The organism is Enterococcus sp. DIV1937 (assembly GCF_050535975.1).
GTDB lineage: Bacteria > Bacillota > Bacilli > Lactobacillales > Enterococcaceae > Enterococcus > Enterococcus faecalis.
Map to the genome: position 1 here is coordinate 1,998,548 of NZ_CP172909.1, position 19,405 is coordinate 2,017,952.

The window sequence follows — 19,405 nt, forward strand, 5'->3', positions numbered from 1 at the left end:
ACGATACTTTTTTAAATTTTGTTAATCAATTTAAAATAATCCACATAAGTGCATAATTGGGAAAACAAATAATAAACTATCAAAACGATCTAAAATACCGCCATGTCCTGGCAAGATGTTACCAGAGTCTTTCACGCCATAATGACGTTTGATAGAAGATTCAACCAAATCACCGAATTGCCCTACTATAGAAAATAGAACCGTCAATACGAGCATCACCGGCATTGGATAAGGAAATAGCCCTTTATTAGCTGTGAAAACTAAAAACAACGCTGCTACAACCACGGCTGATAAAATACCACCAAGTGCACCTTCTATTGTCTTGTTGGGTGAAACATCTGGCATCAATTTATGACGACCAAATCGGCGTCCAAATAGATATGCACCAATATCCGTTGCCCAGACAATGAATAAAGCAAATAACAAGACTTCAAAACCTGCGGAACGGGCACTAATAAAGTTCTGGAACCCCATCCCTACATATAAACTGACAATAACTGGAAAGCCAGCTTCTTCAATCGTATATGTATTTTTAGAAATCACCGAAGCACCTAACAACAACATTACAGTGACATAAAATAAAATGAAATTTGTTTGCATTTCCGGCAAAAAGTTTAACCACTTAATTGTCGGGATAACTAAAAAAACGGCCCCTAATGCTGATAAAACACCTTCAAAACTTAATAACGTTAATCCTTTCATACGGAATAACTCGTACACGCCGACTACTGCCAAAGCAACAGCGGCAATCTCAATTGCAAAACCACCATACCAGATAATTGGAATAAAGATGATTAATGCGACGATAGCTGTGATGACACGTTGTCTCACTGCGGATCGCTCCCTTCTGTTTCTGTAGTTTCTTTTAGACCACCAAAACGACGATTACGATTTTGGAAAGAAGCAATCGCGGTTTCTAAAGTGTCTCCTGAAAAATCAGGCCATAATGCTTTTGTAAAAAACAACTCGCTATAAGCAATTTGCCATAGCAAGAAATTACTAATTCTCTCTTCCCCACTTGTTCGAATCAACAATTCTGGATCACGAAGTTCCGTGGGTAAAAAGCCAGTCATTAAGTGATCTGCGATTGTTTCTTCTGTAATCTCATCTGCCGTATATGTTTTTTCTGAAACCTCTGCAGCAATCTGTTTCATGGCAGTTAGTAGCTCCGCACGCGCCCCATAATTTAAAGCAAAGTTCAAAACCATGCCCGTATTGTCCTTGGTTTGCTCAATGGCGCGCTTAACAGCATCTTGCGTATGGCTTGGTAGAAACTCTTGGTAGCCCATTACATTGACTTTAACATTTTCCTTAATTAATTCAGGCACGAATGTATCAAAAAAATCAACAGGCAATTGCATTAAGAAATTGACTTCATCTGTTGGTCTCTTCCAATTTTCCGTTGAAAATGCATAAAGTGTTAAAACTTTAACGCCTAAATGACTAGCATGCTTCGTTATTTTTTTGACCGTATCCATGCCTTCTTTATGTCCAGCAATTCTCGGCAGTCTTCGATTCTGTGCCCACCGGCCATTTCCGTCCATAATAATGGCAATGTGCTGCGGAATTTGGCCTTCTTTATCAAAGGCGTACTGGCTTGCTTCTTCTACATATTTATTTTTTTGCGGAAAAAAACGTAACATCTTTTTCCCTCCATTCCAAAAAATCTATCTTAATTATTATAACAATAACTAATGCAAATGCCTATGCATAGTCCCTGAATTTTCCTGATAATTAAGAAATTCCTTGTAACTTTATCATTTATAGTCCTTTTTTAAAAGAAAAAAACTTAGACTTGGCAAGTAAATCAACATGATGTATCTGCCTAGCTCTAAAATTTTAAATAAACAACGGGACAGGAGCAGCTTCTTCGGAAATAAGCTGAACGTCCTTGAGAGACAAAAAGCATCTTTCAGAACTTTCTTCTTATTTCTTGAAGCTTAACATGCCTGTCCCGACCTCAAGTTTTTATTCTATTGTCTTTTTCTTTTTATTCATTGACTGGAACAATAGCGCCGTTCCATTTTTTCGTAATCCAATCTTGGACTTCTTTGCTACGTAACACTTTGACTAATTTTTTTACATTTTCGTTGTTTTCGTCTTCTTTACGAACCGCAATAATATTGGCATAAGGTGAACTTTCTTTTTCTAAGGCAATCGCATCTTTTTTCGGATTTAATCCTTGATCCACGGCAAAGTTTGAGTTAATTAAAACCGCAGCCCCTTCTTCATTGTCATAAAGAGTGGTCATGATTGCTGGATCACTTTCATGATTGAATTTCAACTTTTTAGTATTTTTATCAATATCATCGAAAGTAGCAGTTGTCCGGTCTACCCCTTCTTTCAGCGTGATTAAACCAGCATCTTCTAAAATCGTTAAAACACGTGGCCAATCTGAAACGGAAGAGCTAACGTAAATCGTTGAACCATCAGGAATTTCTTGTAACGATTTGTATTTTTTCGAGTAAAGCCCAACTGGTTCTAAATGAATCGCACCTGCATTCACAAAGTCATAATCATTTTCTTTAACCGCTTCATTAAAGAACGGCACATGTTGGAAATAGTTGGCATCGATATCGCCACTTTCCAACGCCTTGTTAGGTAGCACGTAATCTGTATAAGTCGTCACTTCTAATTTTACGCCTTCTTTTTCTAATAAAGGTTTTACATGTTCTAAAATCTCTGCATGTGGAACTGGTGAAGCTCCAACTTTCAAGACCGAGTCATCACTCTTTTTATTGCCGCAAGCCCCTAAAACTAAGACAGCTACTGCTACAGTAATTACTGACCATAATGTACGTTTTTTCATCTTATTCCCTCCATTTATCGTTTATCTATTTTTTTAGCGACTGTATCCCCAATCCATTGAATCGCAAAGACAATAATTAAGATACAAATCGTTGCTACTAAGGTAACTGTATTTTGACCACGTTGGAAGCCATCTTGATACGCCAAACTTCCTAAACCACCCGCTCCAATAGCAGCTGCCATTGCAGTATAGCCCACTAAGGAAATGGTTGTAACGGTTAAGCCAGAAACAAGCGCTGGCAGACTTTCTGGTAATAGAACTTTCCAAATTATTTGGAAACGATTGGCCCCCATTGCTTTGGCTGCTTCAATCACGCCTTTATCGACTTCACGAAAAGCAATTTCGACCATGCGAGCATAAAAAGGTGCTGCGGAAATAATCAATGCTGGTAAGGAGCCTTTGACACCAGACATACTCCCTAAAATAATTTTTGTAAAAGGAATTAACAGAACGATTAAGATAATAAACGGAATCGAACGGAAAATATTTACAAAAATGGCCACTAGCCAATACAGTAATCGGCTCAAAATCCCTTTTCTGCCTGACGTTTCAAAAAGTAGTAGTCCTAAAATCAGCCCTAAAATGGCGACCACTATGATTGAAATCCCTGTCATATAAAGTGTTTCAATCGTTTTTTCTTGTAGTTTACTTATATCAATTTGGGAAAAATCAAAGAAACTTGCTAAGCCACGATTATTCATTTCCAATCACCTCTGTTTCTACACGAAGTTTACGTAATCCTTCAATGGCTGCTAGAATATTTTGCTCTTCGCCTAATAATTGAATATAAAGAGAACCCACTGCACCCTGCTTTGTTTGCTGAATGTTCCCTTGAATAATACTAACTTCTACTTGATATTCTTGGACAATATGCGAGATAATTGGCAATTTCGCTTGTTCACCGTGGAAAAGCAGGCGAACAATTTTTCCATTCGGATATTGTTCCAACATTTCTTCAACAACCAGTTCCGTTTCTTCAATGTTTTTATCCGCTTCTTGTTGGATAAAGCGTTTCGCAATTTCTGTTTGAGGCTTTTTGAAAATATCGATCACTTTACCTTCTTCAACAATTTCACCATATTCCATCACGGCTACGCGATTACAGATTTTACGAATCACGTGCATTTCATGGGTAATTAATACAACCGTTAAATTTAATTCTTGGTTGATTTTTAGTAGTAATTCTAGCACCTCATCAGTTGTCTGCGGATCCAAAGCACTCGTTGCTTCATCACAAAGCAAAATGTCAGGATTGTTAGCTAAGGCACGGGCAATCCCCACTCGTTGCTTTTGCCCACCAGAGAGTTGACTTGGGTAGGCGGTTTCCCGTCCTTCTAAACCAACCAACTTGATTAACTCTTCTGCGCGGCTTTTCCGATTTTGTTTTGGAACGCCAGCAATTTCCAATGGGAGCGTGATATTTTCTAGGACCGTCCGTGACCATAATAAATTAAAATGTTGAAAGATCATCCCAATTTTTTTACGGAAGTTTCGTAGTTCTTTATTTGGCAACAATGCAATATCTTGTCCTTGAATTTCTACTTCACCTTCTGTAGGTGTTTCAAGTCCATTCAATAGGCGAACCAACGTACTTTTTCCTGCACCTGAATAGCCAATAATGCCATAAATATCACCTGATTCAACTGTTAAATCAATATCTTTTAAAGCCGTGACTTTACCCGCTTTACCGGAAAACTCTTTTTTTACATGACGTAATTCAATTAATGCCATTTTGTTCTCCTCTTCTTTCTGTTCTACTTTCTTATTTTGAAGGTTTCGCACTTTTTATGAAACGAATTTGCTTAATAAAAACAAAAAAACTTCCATCCTTTTGCTATTACAGCAAAAAGGACGAAAGTTTGTCATTTCGTGATACCACCTTAATTCGCTATTATTTCTCAATAATAACCTCATACGGTACTTGATTCTTCGCATACCGTTGGCTGTAACGGGCGCCCCGTAGTAAGTTCACTGCTTCGCTCACTTACTCTGCTCAAAGACCATCTTCCATCTTAAATCTGTTACCCATTCTCAGCAAACAGGGCTCTCTTCAAACGTCCTTAACATGTACTCTTCTTTTCAAAGCTTTCTTTTGATTAGATTGAGAAAATTATAGCAATAAACATTGGCCTTGTCAACGTAAGACTAAAGATTTTCAAATTCTGTTGGTTCAACATCTGCTAAAACAGCAATCCAGGCATTTTCTTCATCTAATGCACTTGGCTCTTGATCAGCCGCTTCATTAATCGCAACTACCTTACCAGATAATGGACTACTGAATTCACTGACTGCTTTTTCTGCTTCTAATTCAATTAAAGAGTCACCTTTAGCTAATGTTTGTCCGACTTTTGGAAACGTTGCAAAAGTAATCTTTCCTAAATCCTCTTGGGCTTCGGCGGTTAAACCAATTTTATAACCTGCTTCTGTTGGTACGATCCATAATTGATCGATTTGTTTCATTTCACTCATTTTCCAAGCACTCCTTCGTAATCTGCTTCTTTAAAACCATTCGTTAGAAATGTATTGTCTTTTAAGAGAATTGGACGCTTAATCAACATGCCATCCGCAGCTAAACGCTGACTTGCTTCTTCAATAGAAAAACTGTCAACAAGATCTTTTAAGCCTTGTTCTCTATATAAAACCCCACTTGTGTTAAAAAAACGACGAACAGGCAAGCCGGTCTCTTTCATCCATTTTGCTAATTGTTCACTACTAGGCGGTGTTGCTTTAATATCAATTGCTTGGTATTTAACGCCTTGTTGGTCTAACCACGCTTTCGCTTTTTTACAAGTTGAGCATTTAGGATATTCATAAAGTGTGTACATTTCTACCCCTTCTTTCTTCTTTCTTTAACGACCACTTCTGGTACGAACCGTTTCTTGTTGGTAACGCATGGACATAATTAAGCCCACCCCAATCATGTTACCTAAAATGGAAGAACCACCTTGACTAATAAACGGTAATGGAATCCCAGTTAATGGTAGTAAACCAATATTCGCTCCAATGTTTTCAAAAACATGGAACAAAATCATCATGATAATTCCTGTGGCAATGTAGGCATAGAATTCATTATTTGTATCAAAACAAACGCGGATCATGCGGTAGATTAAAATAAAATACAACAAAATAATGAAACAGCCACCAATAAAGCCAAAGTTTTCACCAACAACTGTAAAAATCATATCTGACTCACGAACAGGGACATACACATCACTCACGTTAAAGCCTTTTCCGAAAAGGCCCCCAGAACCAATTGCTGTTAATGCTAGCGCTGGTTGGAATGAGCGATCTGGATCTGTATGGAAAGGATTTAGCCATAAATCAATCCGATCAAATTTATAGGCTTCGACCCCTAACTTAGACAATAAATCTCTACCTGTTTCTGTTGTAATCAAGTAAATAGTTCCTGCCCCCACTAGAGCAGCTAAAATAAAAACTGGCACAATAATTTTCCAAGTAATGCCAGACATTAAGAAAACTCCCCCAAAAATGGCTAAGAAAACTAACATCGTCCCGAAGTCTTTTTGTAAAAGTACTAAAACAATTACCGGAATCGCGACTAATAGCATTTTAGCGATTAGCCAAAAGTCGCTTTTGAGTGTTCGGTCCACATATTTAACATTATGCATGGTCACTATATAGGCCAACATCAAAATAAACGCAATCTTCATCAATTCCGATGGTTGGAATGTGGTGCCACCAAAGCGAATCCAGTTTTTAGAACCTGTTTGCTCTGCTAGCACGGGGTCATAGAATTTCAGTAGTAATCCCATTAATACTAATCCAAGTGCATAAAAAACGGGCGTTAACCGCCAGAGTAATTTTGAGCTAAAATGCATAATAATGACAATACTTAATCCTCCGACTAAATACCACAGTCCTTGTTTCATTAACAAGCTACCAATTTTAGGTTTGCTTGGATCATTGTAAAGCGCTACGTAAAGCGATAGCATACCAATTAGTGATAAAAGAAAAACTGGTAATATCACGCCGTAATCAATTCGACTATCTAAATTTGTTTTCTCTTTTCTATTCATTCGTCATCCCTTTTCCTTTGTTCATACGTTTTTTATTATATCTTTCTCACAGAAGAAAAGAAAGGAATTCTACTATATTTGAGAAAAACTTTAGAGAATTGGTCCTTCACTAGCAATTTTTTCTTTTTCTTCAATCCTATTTGGCTTTTATTTAAAATTTTTTACATCAGTGATAATGAGAAAGTTTACTATAAACATTCAGTAACAAAAAACAGTCGCAACTAAAACACGTTGCGACTGTTTTTATTCGCTTTTTCTTTGTTTCGTTTGTTGTAGCTCTTTATTAATTCGGACAATTTCGTTGCCAAAATTTTGCCAGTCACTGGCTCGCGGGGGCGCTAACCAAATTAAACATTTTACTGAAAATAACGTTTTTGGTAAATAATCCGAAACTACTAAATCAGTATCTGGTCGAATCGCTGAATGAAAGTGAATGCTGAAAGATTCGAATATTTTGATTTGTTCTTTGATAAACTGAGTATATTTTTCTCCTTGCGTAAAATTCACATAAAGATTGATCGTGCTTTTTTCATTCCTTTGGTCATAAAGACGGGATAACACTAATAGCAAATCAAAAAATAAAGAAAGCTTACTAAACTCAAACGCCGAGCAATCCAACGCAAATAAAAACTGACGACAGCTATTAAAAACAATTGGGTAGCGTTCCTGAAAAAATTCTAAATCCATAATTCGTAAGGTGATATCGATGAACGGCGTAATAAAACGATGTTGATAAATAATCGGAACAATTTCTTGATAAAATTCTTCGTCCGAAATTGTAAACGGCATATAAGAAAAGAATAATGTTTTCGTAGCCGTAATTGCCTCATTGTGAGAACTCAGCAAATGTTCCGAAATAAGTTCACTTTGATAGACCGATAAATTGCCGATAATTCCTTGAATTTCTGCGTTTTTCTCTGCATGAGTCGCCTTCATCACTTCGTTGATCCAACATTGAATTTCTTGATAAATCGAACTTTCTTCATCAAAAGCGAATGGATTTTCTTCTTGGGATAAAAAATAATTAGCTTTTCTTTGCGTTCGTTCTAACGCCACCAATACATAATGTTTAAATAAATGAAAATTAGTGATATTTTCATAAGAGCCTTTCAATTGAGCCAATAATTGGTTAACTGCGCGAAGATCTGTTTGATTATATAATTCTTCAGAATCTTTGTAAATTCGGTAATAAAGCATAGTAAAATATTGTCTAATCGCCATTTCATTGCCGCTAAGTTGTAAATTTTTGGATAACTTAATACCGTATTGACCTAATTCTTTCCGGATATGGTCAACAATTTTGTATACAACCGTTCGACTCATCCCGTGCTTTTCACCGTATTTTTTGATTGAGGTAAACTGATGAAAGAAAATCGTTTTTAATAGATTAAATTCTAACGAGTCTTTTAAATAATATTCTTCAATAATACTTGAAGAAATACGAAGGCTTTGAGATAACAAAATTTCATTATTTTTTTCACTGATTTCCATCTCATTAATCAGACCAAAGCGTTGCAAATCTGCATTGATTTCTGTTATGTTCCGTTCTAGCAAATAAGGAGAAATAGCTAATTGCTTACATAAACGATCTTTTCGTTCAGAAAATGAATATTGTTGCTCTAACTTTCTAATAATCGCTAATTTTAAATTTTCCCGATCATCTAATAACAAGAATTCCATTTAAACTCTCCTTGTTCCATACAAAAGTGAGCCTGACAGGAAGCTTAAAGTGGTGCCAAATTGAGAGGACCCACTTGCCGCTCCTCCAGTAATTTCCACTGGGGCTATCGTATCTATTTTTTTCAACAACTCATCATTTAACAGCACCTTTTTATTTACTCGTTCCTGTTCAATTTTATTTTTCTTTTTCTCCTGTTTTGTTTGTTGCTCCTTGTCCTGTCTCGAGGCAATAATTGGTCTTTCTGGGCCAATCATTGCTTGACTATAAGGAAGCTCTGCAAGCATATTCCCCTCTGCAGCAAAATTAGTAGGGTTGACATACACCTTCGCAATAGAAAGGTATGACTCGTAACGGAAGGTTACAAAATAAAGGCCTACTTTTTGAGTATTTACATTATTTTCTATAATTACATTTTCTAAATTTAAAGGGCGACCCTCTTTATCTTTTAGAAAAACGACATTGTCTAAGGGTGACCATGCTTGATTAACTCCTAAAAACGTGTCTTTTAATTTAAGTTCCGTTTGATTTTCTTTGACCGTAATGGTTGCTGTTTCAATTTTGCCATCCACTTCATAAGTCACGGTGTATTTGCCTGGTGTTGTCGCTTCGTTTGCATAGCTATTCACTGAAGCAATCAACATTCCTGAAGAAAGAAATAAGGCTGTGCCGATACTACCATAATAAATAGTTCGCTGGTTCATCTCGTTTATTATTCCTCCAAACTATTTCATAAAAATAACTATCTTAACAGAAAAACCTGCTAATAGGTGTTCTTAAAATAAAAGTCACTTGTAAAACTTCCTATTTTCCAAGGAAACAGCTACCCTCATTCATGCACTTATTCATCTTTTAAGCGTGGAACAAAAGTTACTTTAAACTTTTGCCCCACGCTCATTTAATTATTTTCGTTTCTTCTTGATGACTATACCACTAATAATCACAATAAGTAACACAACAAGTCCTAGCACACGATATAGACCATTAGTTTGTTCTCCCGTTTTTGGATAACGTCCTTGCTTGTCAGGTTTCACAATATGTGTGACATACTGACTACTTTTTATCGTGGTTTGATTCGTTGAGGAACTAGTCTGGTTGTTCTCATTTTTATCTGGTAGTGGTGTAGGATTACGATCAATCACATGAACAGTTGCTACTGTCGTCAATTGACGAGGTGTTTCGTTTGAAAACATTGAGAAAAGTCGTGACTGCACAGCTGGTTTGGTTTCATTAACTGGCTCAGTGGTATAGGAAATCTGGTACTCTCCTGTTTTCTTTGTATCAACTTCCCCTTTTACTTGAACCTTATCAAAGGATATAGCATGACCGTCACGATCTGTCGCTGAAACGAAATTATCTTCTGGTTTCCATTTATCACCAACATAAATCGTTGTATCTTTAACCTCTAACTTAGATTGGTCGGGTTTGACAGTCACATTAGCTGTTTCTTCTTTACCTTCGTAACTGTATACGATTGGATAAACGCCTGCTTTGGTGTTATCAACTTGACCTGAAACAGTGATTTTTTCGAAGGGAACGTCTTGACCTGTTTTATCTGTCGCTGAAACAAAGTTCTCTTCTGGTTCCCATGAATCGCCGACATAAATCGTTGAATCTTTGACCTGTATGCGACTGTCATCACGAACATGAACGATTGCTTTCGCTTCTTTTGTGCCATTTTTATAGACAATTTCATAATCGCCTATTTTATCAACATTCACTGTTCCCTGAACATCAATTTTTTCAAACGGAACGTCTTGGCCTGTTTTGTCTGTTGCTGAAACGAAGTTATCTTCTGCTTCCCATTTATCACCGACATAAATCGTTGAATCTTTGACTTGTAAGCGACTGTCATCACGAACATGAACGATTGCTTTCGCTTCTTTTGTGCCATTTTTATAGACAATTTCATAATCGCCTATTTTATCAACATTCACTGTTCCCTGAACATCAATTTTTTCAAACGGAACGTCTTGGCCTGTTTTGTCTGTTGCTGAAACGAAATTATCTTCTGGTTTCCACGAATCACCAACATAAATCGTTGAATCTTTGACTTCTAACTTAGATTGGTCGGGTTTGACGGTCACATGGGCTGTTTCTTCTTTACCTTCGTAACTGTATACGATTGGATAAACGCCTGCTTTGCTAGTATCAACTTGACCTGAAACAGTGATTTTTTCGAATGGGACATCTTGACCTGTTTTATCTGTTGCTGAAACAAAGTTCTCTTCTGGTTTCCAAGAATCGCCGACATAAATCGTTGTATCCTTGACTTGTAAACGACTATCATCACGGACATGAACGATTGCTTTCGCTTCTTTTGTGCCATTTTTATAGACAATTTCATAATCGCCTATTTTATCGACATTCACTGTTCCCTGAACATCAATTTTTTCAAACGGAACGTCTTGGCCTGTTTTGTCTGTCGCGGAAACGAAATTATCTTCTGGTTTCCACGAATCACCAACATAAATCGTTGTATCTTTAACCTCTAACTTAGATTGGTCGGGTTTGACGGTCACATTAGCTGTTTCTTCTTTACCTTCGTAACTGTATACGATTGGATAAACACCTGCTTTGCTAGTGTCAACTTGACCTGAAACAGTGATTTTTTCGAATGGGACATCTTGACCTGTTTTATCTGTCGCTGAAACAAAGTTCTCTTCTGGTTTCCATGAATCGCCGACATAAATCGTTGAATCTTTGACTTGTAAACGACTGTGATCAATTGTTTTAGTTAATGGAATTTTTAGTTGATTGTCTCCTTTGACCAGCTTAATGGCTTTACCTGTCAAATACTCTTCATCCACGGAATATTCCTGCGGTACATTCGTTACTCGCAAAGTATAATCACCTGTCATGATGGCATCAAAGGAGTATTGACCTTTTTCATCTGTTGTAAATTCGGTTGCTGTATGCGTGACATTATCAATTAGTTCAAAAGAAACCTTCGCAATTGCTTGGTTTTCATCCTCTATGTTATGCGTATAGAATGTGGCAGTTGCTAAATAAACAATACCTTCCGCATCGCCTTCTGAGAATTTCAATGTGATTGGCGCAGTGGCGACTTTTTTCTTGCTAGCAGACATCTGGTTCAATGTTTCAGAGTCGATTGTTGTTTCTGTATAGATTTGGCCAGCGTTTGCAGAGACAGTATTGTATTCAATCGTAATGTTTTCTGTCAATGTATAGTCTTTAAAAATAATTTTCGCACCGTTTGTAGTCTTCTCTAATGAATAAGCATCTTCTGGCACACCTTTCACGGTAATAGAATTCAAATCGATTTGAGCATTGGTTGTGCCTTTGGGTGTTAATTCAATCGTTGGATTTTTCACACGATGTGTTTTATTATCAATATTTTTTGTTGTTACTGTCGTTTTTGTTACATTTTTTAATGTTGGATTCGCCGCTTGTGTTGCACTCAAAATGTCTAACGCTTCATTTTGAACAGAAACCGTAGCAGACCCTTCATTATTATTCGATTGTGGTTCTTTAGCTGTCCCAGTTATATAAAGAGTTGGCACGTCGATCCAGCCATTGGCATTTTTATACTCAATAATGTAACGTTTGTTGGTTTTTCCAAAATCAAACGTGTAACTATTGGTATTTTCGTCAAAAGTAATCGTTGGGTATCCAGGACTGTCTGGTGACATTGGTTTATCAAAATAATAGCCACGATCCCAGTATTGTGGATAAATTGAATCTACCTGATCGTTTGAAACATCATAAATGTCAAAAAGAACATCGGCGCCAGCTGGAATTTTTGTACGGACGCTTAGTGAGTCAAAAGAATCATTTCGTGCATTGACAAGGAATTGATTTTTACTACTTTGAAGTGTTCGTTCTGAACCACGCTTACTATTAGTAGTTACTGTCGTATCAACTGGAGTTAAACCTTCAGCACTCATTGTTATCGGTATCGTATCGACTGGGATACTTTTATCTTTTGGCAAACTATCTGGCACGTAATTAAAACCTATTGGAATTTGGATTTCGTTGGTTATTGGCGTAGTGAACTTAATAACTGAACCATCTGACGTTGGCGTTACTGTATAATCCGTTCCTAACTTGTAATAAAAATAAATTTCTTTTGTAGCTCGTAATGAAAGATAATTAGGATGCTTTACTTTAATTTCTAAATTTTGAATCGGTGTCTCTTTGCTTCCCATAACTGAGACAGTTGTTCTTGATGAATAGGCACCATTTTGATCATAATTACCCCAAGCAGTTTCAGCATTCAAAGGATTAACAACACTAATTGGTTCAATATATTGATCGGATACTAATTGAATGGCTTTATTAGGACCAATTACAGGTGTACTTAATGATAGATTAATGTCCTTCTTGTCAAAATCCATTGTTAAATCAGAAATATTTATTCTTAAATAGCTATCTTTTGTGGCCGTTAAAGTGAGCTTGCCACCTTCAGTTTTAATATCAAAATAGTCTTCCAATTTTACATTTTCATATAAAGGACCATACGCCGTAAATTTAGGATTCTTAATTTCTTGACCGTTTGTACTCTCTAATACGATTTGTTGACCCACTTTTGTTTCTGTTAACGTGCCATAAATTGTTACATAATATTTCCCTTTGCTTTGAAAACTGATATAGGACATACTACGCATTTCACGATCAGCAATTACTTTACTTGTTTGACTCGTCTTAGCAGTAAAATCGGTTGTTTGTTTAGTTCCTGTCGTACTTTTCAAAGAAATTGACCCAATTTTTGTTGTTGGATACTGCTGCGAATATAAGTAGTTATAGTCCGAAGCACTCTCTAAATAAATTGTCCGATTAATCGATAAGGAATAGGCTTTTTGTTGATTCATGTTTGGAACAGTTACAGCAATCCGCCCGAGTGAATTATCGCTTAATGTATAATCTTTGCCAGGTGTTAACAGGGTTTGCGTTTCTGGTAAAATTTGACCATTAATGTCGACATCGTAACTGAAAACTTGAGGTTCCAAGTTATCTTGTTTTCCAAAGACAGCGCCTGGCGTCTCTGTTGTTAATAATTCTAATGTTTGATTGCCAGTTAACGTCCGGTCTAAATTATAAAAAATTTCGCCATCTAATCCCGTCGTTCTGGTTCGTTCGTTATATTGAATTGGTTCCACTTGTTCATATAAATCAAACGAGTAGGTTTTTTTATTTTTTCCTGGAGTTTCAATTTTGACTAATGGTTCCGCCTCTGTTGTTAGATAACTTTTTAATTCTACTTTAAAGGAAGTATCTGAAACTCGTTGATTAAACGTAATACTTAATGTTTTGGTTGCCGCATCGACTGCCCAAGTTGCGCCAATGCCCGTCACATCTCCGCTAACAGTTGAATAACCTAAATGTTCTGGTAATTGAACTGTATAAACTGATCCAGGTGCATAACCTGTGTTTCCAACAGCAAATTGGAACGTAGCGGTTACCGGTGTTGTATTTAATTCGCGGTGAACCTCTGTTTGGCTGTATTCTGTTCCACCAATCGGCGCAAGACTCATACTGTCAAGTAGTTCATCTGTAATTGGCGCTTGAACATCTGGTAGGGCTTTTTCATTAAGTGAGGTGTCCTTGTCCTCCGTTGTTTGTTGTTCAGATGGTGTAGCACCACTGGAAGCTGTTGTGCTCGCCTCTGTGGTTTGCGATTCAGTTGTTGCAGTTGGTTGATTCATTTCTGAAGTATTCGTTGTTTCTAAAGGTAAAGATGGTGTTGAGTTCGATAACTCTGCCTCTTTTTTTGCTGTATCAGTGGTCTCTGTTTGTGCTTCTGTCGTTGTTACAGCATAGGCATTTGCGGCAAACCCGAAATTTTGTGCGAGAAGTATACTCAACATCACAAAAGAAAAAGTTTTTTTCTTCATACTAATCCCCTTTCAATAAAATTCATATAACCTAATAATAGCTTGTTAAAAATGAAACAATTGATTAATTTTTTTTGAATCTTCGAAAAAAAAAAACATCTTTTCATAAAAAAATACTTGGAAAATCAGCCACAATCACTGTTTTTCCAAGTATTTTTTTATGAATATTTGTAAATTATCGTTTCTTTTGGCGAAAAACGACCACGAAATAAACTGCAATAAACAATAACACTAAGAGCGAGTTACTATTTTTAATGAAAGTTAAAAATTGACTTGTTTGCGTTGAAATGCCTTTGCCGCCAGTCAATTCTAATAAAAATTGTGTCGTGCCACCTTTGCCTACTACAGTGACTAACATAAGCGCCATCAAAATAAATTGATGGAATAAACTCCCTTTTGTTTGTGTTGTATATTTGATAAGGATGCGGCTATCTTTTGGCAAATCTGTCTCTTGATAATATCGCCTAGCTAAAAAGCTGTTCAATGTGCTTTTGAAAAAACTCAAGAGAAACAGGCCTAAAATAGTCCACGAAGTAAGAAGTAATATTCCCAAACTTCCCGCCAGACCAATCATTGGTATGTTGTTTGACCATTGTTTCGTTTTACTAGCTGCAATCATTGCAAAAATCATCCCTAAAACATAAGGTAAATAGAGATAGATGCCCATATGAGCTCTGCCGTAAACCCCTGCAACATAAATGGAACCAAATAAAAATAAATAGTTCCCCACAATCCCGTTAATCAAGGTCGCAAGATTCATTTCTAATGATACTTTATACGCACCGCGTTTGCCATAATGACTAACGAAAAGGACAGCCACCACAAAGAAACAGCAGGCGCCAACAATCGCATAATCAAATTCCACCGCATTCGTTAATAAGCGACCACTTCTTAATAAAAGTAATAACACAAAAAAGATAACAAACAGAATTAATTCTTTTCGTGAAACTTCTGCTGATTCTTCTTCTAGCTCGTTTAATGAAACAGGATAGCTCTTGATTGCTACTAAAGCAACCAGAAAATAGAGCGCGTACACCAATAACGCCAGTCCAATCTCAGTCGCTTTAAAAAATAAAGCGCCAAATAAAACAGCGGTCAATAAGACTGTCGTTAAAAGATTGCTATGACTGATTTTTTGACCTTCTTCTTTTAAGAAAAAGCGAATTGATTGATTACTTGGTGGCAACAACGCTCCACTAAGTCCTAACAACATTCCTGAAATACTATAAAGCGGGAAAGAATAAGCGCCGGCAATCCCAATTAAGGAGCCTGCCAAGCCTAACAATAGAGAAATCTTTAGTAGACCTAGACTAGTTAAAGACAAATTAATTCCTCGAACCAGAAAAATGCCTGTCATACGCAATGTATAAAATAAGACAAATGGTAAAATTGTTAGAAGGTTGTGTCCATCACTCAATTGAATGTAAAGTAAATAAGGCACAACAATAATCGTATTACTTAGTAAACTTAATGCTGTATTACCAAGACTTTCAATTTTTTTATTCATTTTGACCTCTTCTTTTATCTTTCATTTTCTATTATTTTTAGGGTAGCATTGTTTACTTTTTTTGTCCATAAAATAACAGATGCAGCAATTTTCTAATGTTTATTTTCCACTGTTACGTATAATAGTTAATGACGACTGCTTGGACTTTCTCTGTTCCGTCATTTATATACGTGTGTACTTGATTAGCATCAAAATACATAGCGGCGTCTTTTGGAAGAAGGTATCTCTGACCGCCGACTTCAAGAGCTAATGCTCCTTGAATAACCATGACATATTCTGTCGAACGTTTTGAATGCCCAACAGCTTGATACTTTTTCCCTGGATCTAATTCAAACTGAAAGAGTTCAAAGTTTCTTTCCTGGTTGTCCGAGTAGTAATTAAAGACTCGATAGGAGTGATCTTCAGAATGTTGTGTTACCGTCTCAGTTTTTTTAACCACGGGATTTTCTTTAACATAGTCATCTTCTAATAAATACGTATATGGAACATTGAGTCCATTACTTATTTTCCAAATTGTATTTATGGTAGGATTGGTGGTTCCTTTTTCAATCTGCGAAAGCATCCCTTTACTCACTCCGGTTATCCCAGCTAGTTCATCTAACGTAAGTTTTTTTTCTTGTCTAATTTTTTTTAAATTATTGCCAATAATTGTATTAATCTCCAAAATAGTTGCTCCTTCTGTTTCTTTTTATCATCCAAAAGTTTAATATATTGAACAAAAGTATTCTTTATTGTATTATACAATATATATCTTAGTTGTTCAAAAGGAGTGGTTAATAATGAAAACGCTCATTCGCTCGTTGTGTCTCATTATCGAAGGTCTAGATTTTCATACACACGTGTTTAAATTTTATACAGAAAGAAGGAAAAAAAGAGAATGAACCACCAATTAGATGCACGCACTGGCATTCGTGAAGCCTTGCCAACGGTTTTTGGCTATATTGGTATTGGCATTGCTTTTGGTATCGTAGGACAAGCAGCAGGTTTTTCCCCTCTTATTGTTAGTGCGATGTCGTTTTTTATTTTTGCAGGATCTGCTCAGTTTGTAACAGTTAGTATGTTGACTGGCGGCAGCCCTATCTTATCTATTGTGTTAGCGACTTTCTTAGTAAATGCGCGTATGATTCTTATGGGAATGACCATTGCGCCTTACTTTAAAGCCGAATCTCTCGGTAAAAATCTCTGGTTGGGAACCTTACTGACGGATGAAAGTTTTGCACTAGGAATGAATAAATTAAACCACACCAAAGGACGTTTAAGTTTTGAGTGGTTTAATGCTGCCAATTTGATTTCCTATGCGACTTGGGTTTTTTCGACGATCATCGGTGCCTATCTAGGGCGCTTTATTGCAAACCCTCAAGCATTAGGTCTTGAGTTTGCGGTCGTGGCTATGTTCATTGGTTTACTCTATCTGCAGATAATTAGTGATCGTTCCATGAAAATCGCTTTACAACTCATCATGGTCCTGATTACTTTTGGTTTGATGTCTATTGGTCTAATTTTTATTCCCAGTAATTTAATTGTCTTAGTTGTCACGTTAATCGGGTGTGGAATAGGAGTGATGATAAAACATGCCTTCTTCTGAGTATCTCTTTTTAACAATTTTAGGCTGTACCGTTGCAACCTGGCTTTCAAGAATACTGCCATTTTTACTTTTAAAAAAAATCAGTCTGCCACAGAAATTATTAGAATATCTAAGTTTTGTTCCAATTGTGATTATGTCCGCCTTATGGTTTAGTAGCTTATTTGAACAAAGAATTGGGCATTTACCAAGCCTCAATCTTCCTTATTTATTCGCTTCATTTCCTACCATTTTAGCCGCAATACTTACTAAAAACTTATTGCTTATTGTACTGGTAGGCATTGCTTCATTTGCACTAATCCAAAATTTTATCTAAAAAAACAGACAGGCACTACCAGATGGTAGTGCCTGTCTGTTTTTTTAGATGCCAGCTGCAGGGATCGAACCTGTGACCTACGCGTTACGAGTGCGTTGCTCTACCAACTGAGCTAAGCTGGCCTGAAACAAATCTATTATAGGACTTTCTACTTTATTTGTAAAGTCTGTTTGTTATTTATTTATGCAAAATCTCTTTAAAATAAGCCAAATAGCGACTTTACAAACTTTTTTCTGAAAATGTGGTATAATAGAGATATCAAGAAAGGATGGTTTTTTGTATGTCAAATTTTAATGGTATGGTTACTCCTGTTGTTCCATCGGATGCTGGTAAGGATTTCGCCGTTGACACCCATGTTACTTTTCTTGTTCACGGACAGCCACAAACAGGCGTTGTTACGAAACAATTAAAAAATGCCGCTGTCGTCGAAATTGACGAAACGCAAAAAAACAATCACTTAATGGTGCACAGCAATGGTGTGATTGTTATTAATTACAAACAATTGAAAAAGATTTAATTCTTCAAGCGTGGGAAATTTCCCCCGCTCTTTTTTATGTACAGAATTGGAATACTTTCCAATTCGTCGGAAACTATAATGCTGTAATAAACGCAAAAAAACCAAAAATAATTCCGGGCACATTAGCAAAAATAATGGACTTATCTCGTGTTTCTCCATCGTCTCCATATAACCCATGAATCGTCCAAAAAATACAATTAATCATTGCCACTAATGGTTGCGTCGGATTGCCTTTTTCCCCATGTAAATTTCCATAAATTTGCGGAATATACGAAACATACATCAAAACTGACATCACACTAGCAATCACAGCGATAGCGTGTAAGGCTTTTTTATTCTTTTTCATAGCTCCTCCTTTGTTTTTTTATTTTTTATTATACACCTAGAAAAGTTCTTTAAGCAAAAGAAAACCGTTAGTAACCATAATCGGTTACCTAACGGTTTTTTGTTATTATTTTGTTCCGAATAAACGGTCACCAGCATCCCCTAAACCAGGAACGATATAGCCGTCTTCGTTTAAGCGCTCATCTAAAGCTGCTGTATAAATATCTACATCTGGGTGCGCTTCTTGTAAAGCTTTCACACCTTCTGGAACGGCCACTAGACATACAAATTTAATGTTGCTAGCACCACGTTCTTTTAATGAATCGATGGCCATAATTGCGGAACCACCTGTTGCTAGCATTGGGTCAACAACAAATAATTGACGACTTGCAATGTCTTCAGGTAATTTCACGAAGTATTCATGTGGTTGCAATGTTTCTTCATCACGATAAAGTCCAACGTGTCCAACTTTCGCTGCTGGAATTAATTCTAAAATCCCATCAACCATGCCAATGCCGGCACGTAAAATAGGAATGATTGCTACTTTTTTCCCTGAAAGTGTTTTTTGTGTTGATTTACCCATCGGTGTTTCGATGACAACATCCTCTAAAGGCATATCCCGTGATACTTCATAAGCCATTAACATAGCAATTTCGTTGACAACTTCGCGGAAAACCTTTGTCCCACAGTTCTTTTCGCGAATCATTGTTAGTTTGTGTTGAATTAGCGGATGATCAATTACTTGAAATTTTCCCATATCTATTCTCCTTCATTATTTTA

At 36.6% G+C, this 19,405-nt stretch carries 18 protein-coding genes, 1 tRNA gene and 1 other annotated feature; of the genes, 3 read left to right on the plus strand and 16 right to left on the minus strand.

Annotated features, from left to right (window positions below; genetic code table 11):
• Positions 1-30: 30 nt before the first annotated feature.
• The 13 genes from IGL13_RS09525 to IGL13_RS09585 form a co-directional block, all read right to left on the minus strand.
• Entirely contained in the window at positions 31-831 is an 801-nt protein-coding gene (locus IGL13_RS09525; protein WP_002359680.1) for a phosphatidate cytidylyltransferase, read from the minus strand.
• On the minus strand, positions 828-1,643 hold the full coding sequence (locus IGL13_RS09530; protein WP_002356646.1) for an isoprenyl transferase: 816 nt from the start codon (positions 1,641-1,643) through the stop codon (positions 828-830). The genes IGL13_RS09525 and IGL13_RS09530 overlap by 4 nt, the downstream gene beginning before the upstream one ends.
• A gap of 347 nt (positions 1,644-1,990) precedes the next feature.
• The gene (locus tag IGL13_RS09535; RefSeq protein WP_002359679.1) at positions 1,991-2,809 is read right to left on the minus strand and encodes a MetQ/NlpA family ABC transporter substrate-binding protein; all 819 of its coding nucleotides are present in this window, start codon (positions 2,807-2,809) and stop codon (positions 1,991-1,993) included.
• Between the two features lie 14 nt (positions 2,810-2,823).
• Positions 2,824-3,510: a methionine ABC transporter permease gene (locus tag IGL13_RS09540; RefSeq protein WP_002362617.1), complete on the minus strand. Its 687-nt coding sequence runs from the start codon at positions 3,508-3,510 to the stop codon at positions 2,824-2,826.
• On the minus strand, positions 3,503-4,540 hold the full coding sequence (locus IGL13_RS09545) for a methionine ABC transporter ATP-binding protein (RefSeq protein WP_002378574.1): 1,038 nt from the start codon (positions 4,538-4,540) through the stop codon (positions 3,503-3,505). The genes IGL13_RS09540 and IGL13_RS09545 overlap by 8 nt, the downstream gene beginning before the upstream one ends.
• A 113-nt stretch (positions 4,541-4,653) precedes the next feature.
• Positions 4,654-4,901, minus strand: a binding site (T-box leader).
• A 53-nt stretch (positions 4,902-4,954) separates the two neighbouring features.
• The gene (locus IGL13_RS09550; protein ID WP_002413422.1) at positions 4,955-5,269 is read right to left on the minus strand and encodes a glycine cleavage system protein H; all 315 of its coding nucleotides are present in this window, start codon (positions 5,267-5,269) and stop codon (positions 4,955-4,957) included.
• 5 nt (positions 5,270-5,274) lie between these two features.
• Positions 5,275-5,634, minus strand: a complete 360-nt coding sequence (locus IGL13_RS09555; RefSeq protein WP_002359675.1) for an arsenate reductase family protein — start codon at positions 5,632-5,634, stop codon at positions 5,275-5,277.
• A gap of 24 nt (positions 5,635-5,658) precedes the next feature.
• The gene (locus tag IGL13_RS09560; RefSeq protein WP_002356636.1) at positions 5,659-6,846 is read right to left on the minus strand and encodes an FtsW/RodA/SpoVE family cell cycle protein; all 1,188 of its coding nucleotides are present in this window, start codon (positions 6,844-6,846) and stop codon (positions 5,659-5,661) included.
• 243 nt (positions 6,847-7,089) lie between these two features.
• Complete coding sequence (locus IGL13_RS09565; protein ID WP_002370475.1) at positions 7,090-8,526, minus strand: helix-turn-helix domain-containing protein; 1,437 nt, start codon at positions 8,524-8,526, stop codon at positions 7,090-7,092.
• On the minus strand, positions 8,527-9,228 hold the full coding sequence (locus tag IGL13_RS09570) for a bacterial Ig-like domain-containing protein (RefSeq protein ID WP_002356634.1): 702 nt from the start codon (positions 9,226-9,228) through the stop codon (positions 8,527-8,529).
• Between the two features lie 198 nt (positions 9,229-9,426).
• Positions 9,427-14,379: a fibrinogen-binding MSCRAMM adhesin Fss2 gene (fss2, locus tag IGL13_RS09575; RefSeq protein ID WP_010713951.1), complete on the minus strand. Its 4,953-nt coding sequence runs from the start codon at positions 14,377-14,379 to the stop codon at positions 9,427-9,429.
• A gap of 175 nt (positions 14,380-14,554) precedes the next feature.
• Positions 14,555-15,886: a hypothetical protein gene (locus IGL13_RS09580; protein ID WP_002378581.1), complete on the minus strand. Its 1,332-nt coding sequence runs from the start codon at positions 15,884-15,886 to the stop codon at positions 14,555-14,557.
• Positions 15,887-15,998: 112 nt separating this feature from the next.
• Positions 15,999-16,550, minus strand: coding sequence for a helix-turn-helix domain-containing protein (locus IGL13_RS09585; RefSeq protein ID WP_002362234.1), 552 nt, complete (start codon positions 16,548-16,550; stop codon positions 15,999-16,001).
• 213 nt (positions 16,551-16,763) lie between these two features.
• On the opposite strand from IGL13_RS09585, the gene IGL13_RS09590 reads away from it, so the two are divergent.
• Positions 16,764-17,471, plus strand: a complete 708-nt coding sequence (locus IGL13_RS09590; protein ID WP_002356628.1) for an AzlC family ABC transporter permease — start codon at positions 16,764-16,766, stop codon at positions 17,469-17,471.
• Entirely contained in the window at positions 17,458-17,784 is a 327-nt protein-coding gene (locus IGL13_RS09595; protein ID WP_002362235.1) for an AzlD domain-containing protein, read from the plus strand. The genes IGL13_RS09590 and IGL13_RS09595 overlap by 14 nt, the downstream gene beginning before the upstream one ends.
• Before the next feature lie 49 nt (positions 17,785-17,833).
• On the opposite strand, the gene IGL13_RS09600 is transcribed toward IGL13_RS09595, so the two are convergent.
• Positions 17,834-17,906, minus strand: a tRNA-Thr gene (locus IGL13_RS09600).
• Positions 17,907-18,064: 158 nt separating this feature from the next.
• Between IGL13_RS09600 and IGL13_RS09605 the strand changes: the two genes are divergently transcribed.
• Positions 18,065-18,301 (plus strand): hypothetical protein, encoded by a 237-nt coding sequence (locus IGL13_RS09605; protein WP_002381528.1) that lies wholly within the window; start codon positions 18,065-18,067, stop codon positions 18,299-18,301.
• A gap of 73 nt (positions 18,302-18,374) precedes the next feature.
• Here IGL13_RS09605 and IGL13_RS09610 read toward each other — a convergent pair whose 3' ends face one another.
• Positions 18,375-18,647 carry a membrane protein gene (locus tag IGL13_RS09610; protein ID WP_002362236.1) on the minus strand — a complete coding sequence of 91 codons (273 nt, stop codon included), beginning with the start codon at positions 18,645-18,647 and terminating at the stop codon, positions 18,375-18,377.
• A gap of 105 nt (positions 18,648-18,752) precedes the next feature.
• Positions 18,753-19,382 carry a uracil phosphoribosyltransferase gene (gene upp, locus IGL13_RS09615; protein WP_002356624.1) on the minus strand — a complete coding sequence of 210 codons (630 nt, stop codon included), beginning with the start codon at positions 19,380-19,382 and terminating at the stop codon, positions 18,753-18,755.
• Positions 19,383-19,405 lie beyond the last annotated feature (23 nt).

What these genes read in the sequence shown, in the direction of transcription:
- IGL13_RS09530 (WP_002356646.1), bottom strand. Translation starts at nt 1,643, where the DNA reads ATGTTACGTTTTTTTCCGCAAAAAAATAAATATGTAGAAGAAGCAAGC.
- IGL13_RS09535 (WP_002359679.1), bottom strand. Translation starts at nt 2,809, where the DNA reads ATGAAAAAACGTACATTATGGTCAGTAATTACTGTAGCAGTAGCTGTC.
- IGL13_RS09540 (WP_002362617.1), bottom strand. Translation starts at nt 3,510, where the DNA reads ATGAATAATCGTGGCTTAGCAAGTTTCTTTGATTTTTCCCAAATTGAT.
- IGL13_RS09545 (WP_002378574.1), bottom strand. Translation starts at nt 4,540, where the DNA reads ATGGCATTAATTGAATTACGTCATGTAAAAAAAGAGTTTTCCGGTAAA.
- IGL13_RS09550 (WP_002413422.1), bottom strand. Translation starts at nt 5,269, where the DNA reads ATGAAACAAATCGATCAATTATGGATCGTACCAACAGAAGCAGGTTAT.
- IGL13_RS09555 (WP_002359675.1), bottom strand. Translation starts at nt 5,634, where the DNA reads ATGTACACACTTTATGAATATCCTAAATGCTCAACTTGTAAAAAAGCG.
- IGL13_RS09560 (WP_002356636.1), bottom strand. Translation starts at nt 6,846, where the DNA reads ATGAATAGAAAAGAGAAAACAAATTTAGATAGTCGAATTGATTACGGC.
- IGL13_RS09565 (WP_002370475.1), bottom strand. Translation starts at nt 8,526, where the DNA reads ATGGAATTCTTGTTATTAGATGATCGGGAAAATTTAAAATTAGCGATT.
- IGL13_RS09570 (WP_002356634.1), bottom strand. Translation starts at nt 9,228, where the DNA reads ATGAACCAGCGAACTATTTATTATGGTAGTATCGGCACAGCCTTATTT.
- fss2 (WP_010713951.1), bottom strand. Translation starts at nt 14,379, where the DNA reads ATGAAGAAAAAAACTTTTTCTTTTGTGATGTTGAGTATACTTCTCGCA.
- IGL13_RS09580 (WP_002378581.1), bottom strand. Translation starts at nt 15,886, where the DNA reads ATGAATAAAAAAATTGAAAGTCTTGGTAATACAGCATTAAGTTTACTA.
- IGL13_RS09590 (WP_002356628.1), top strand. Translation starts at nt 16,764, where the DNA reads ATGAACCACCAATTAGATGCACGCACTGGCATTCGTGAAGCCTTGCCA.
- IGL13_RS09595 (WP_002362235.1), top strand. Translation starts at nt 17,458, where the DNA reads ATGCCTTCTTCTGAGTATCTCTTTTTAACAATTTTAGGCTGTACCGTT.
- IGL13_RS09605 (WP_002381528.1), top strand. Translation starts at nt 18,065, where the DNA reads ATGTCAAATTTTAATGGTATGGTTACTCCTGTTGTTCCATCGGATGCT.
- IGL13_RS09610 (WP_002362236.1), bottom strand. Translation starts at nt 18,647, where the DNA reads ATGAAAAAGAATAAAAAAGCCTTACACGCTATCGCTGTGATTGCTAGT.
- upp (WP_002356624.1), bottom strand. Translation starts at nt 19,382, where the DNA reads ATGGGAAAATTTCAAGTAATTGATCATCCGCTAATTCAACACAAACTA.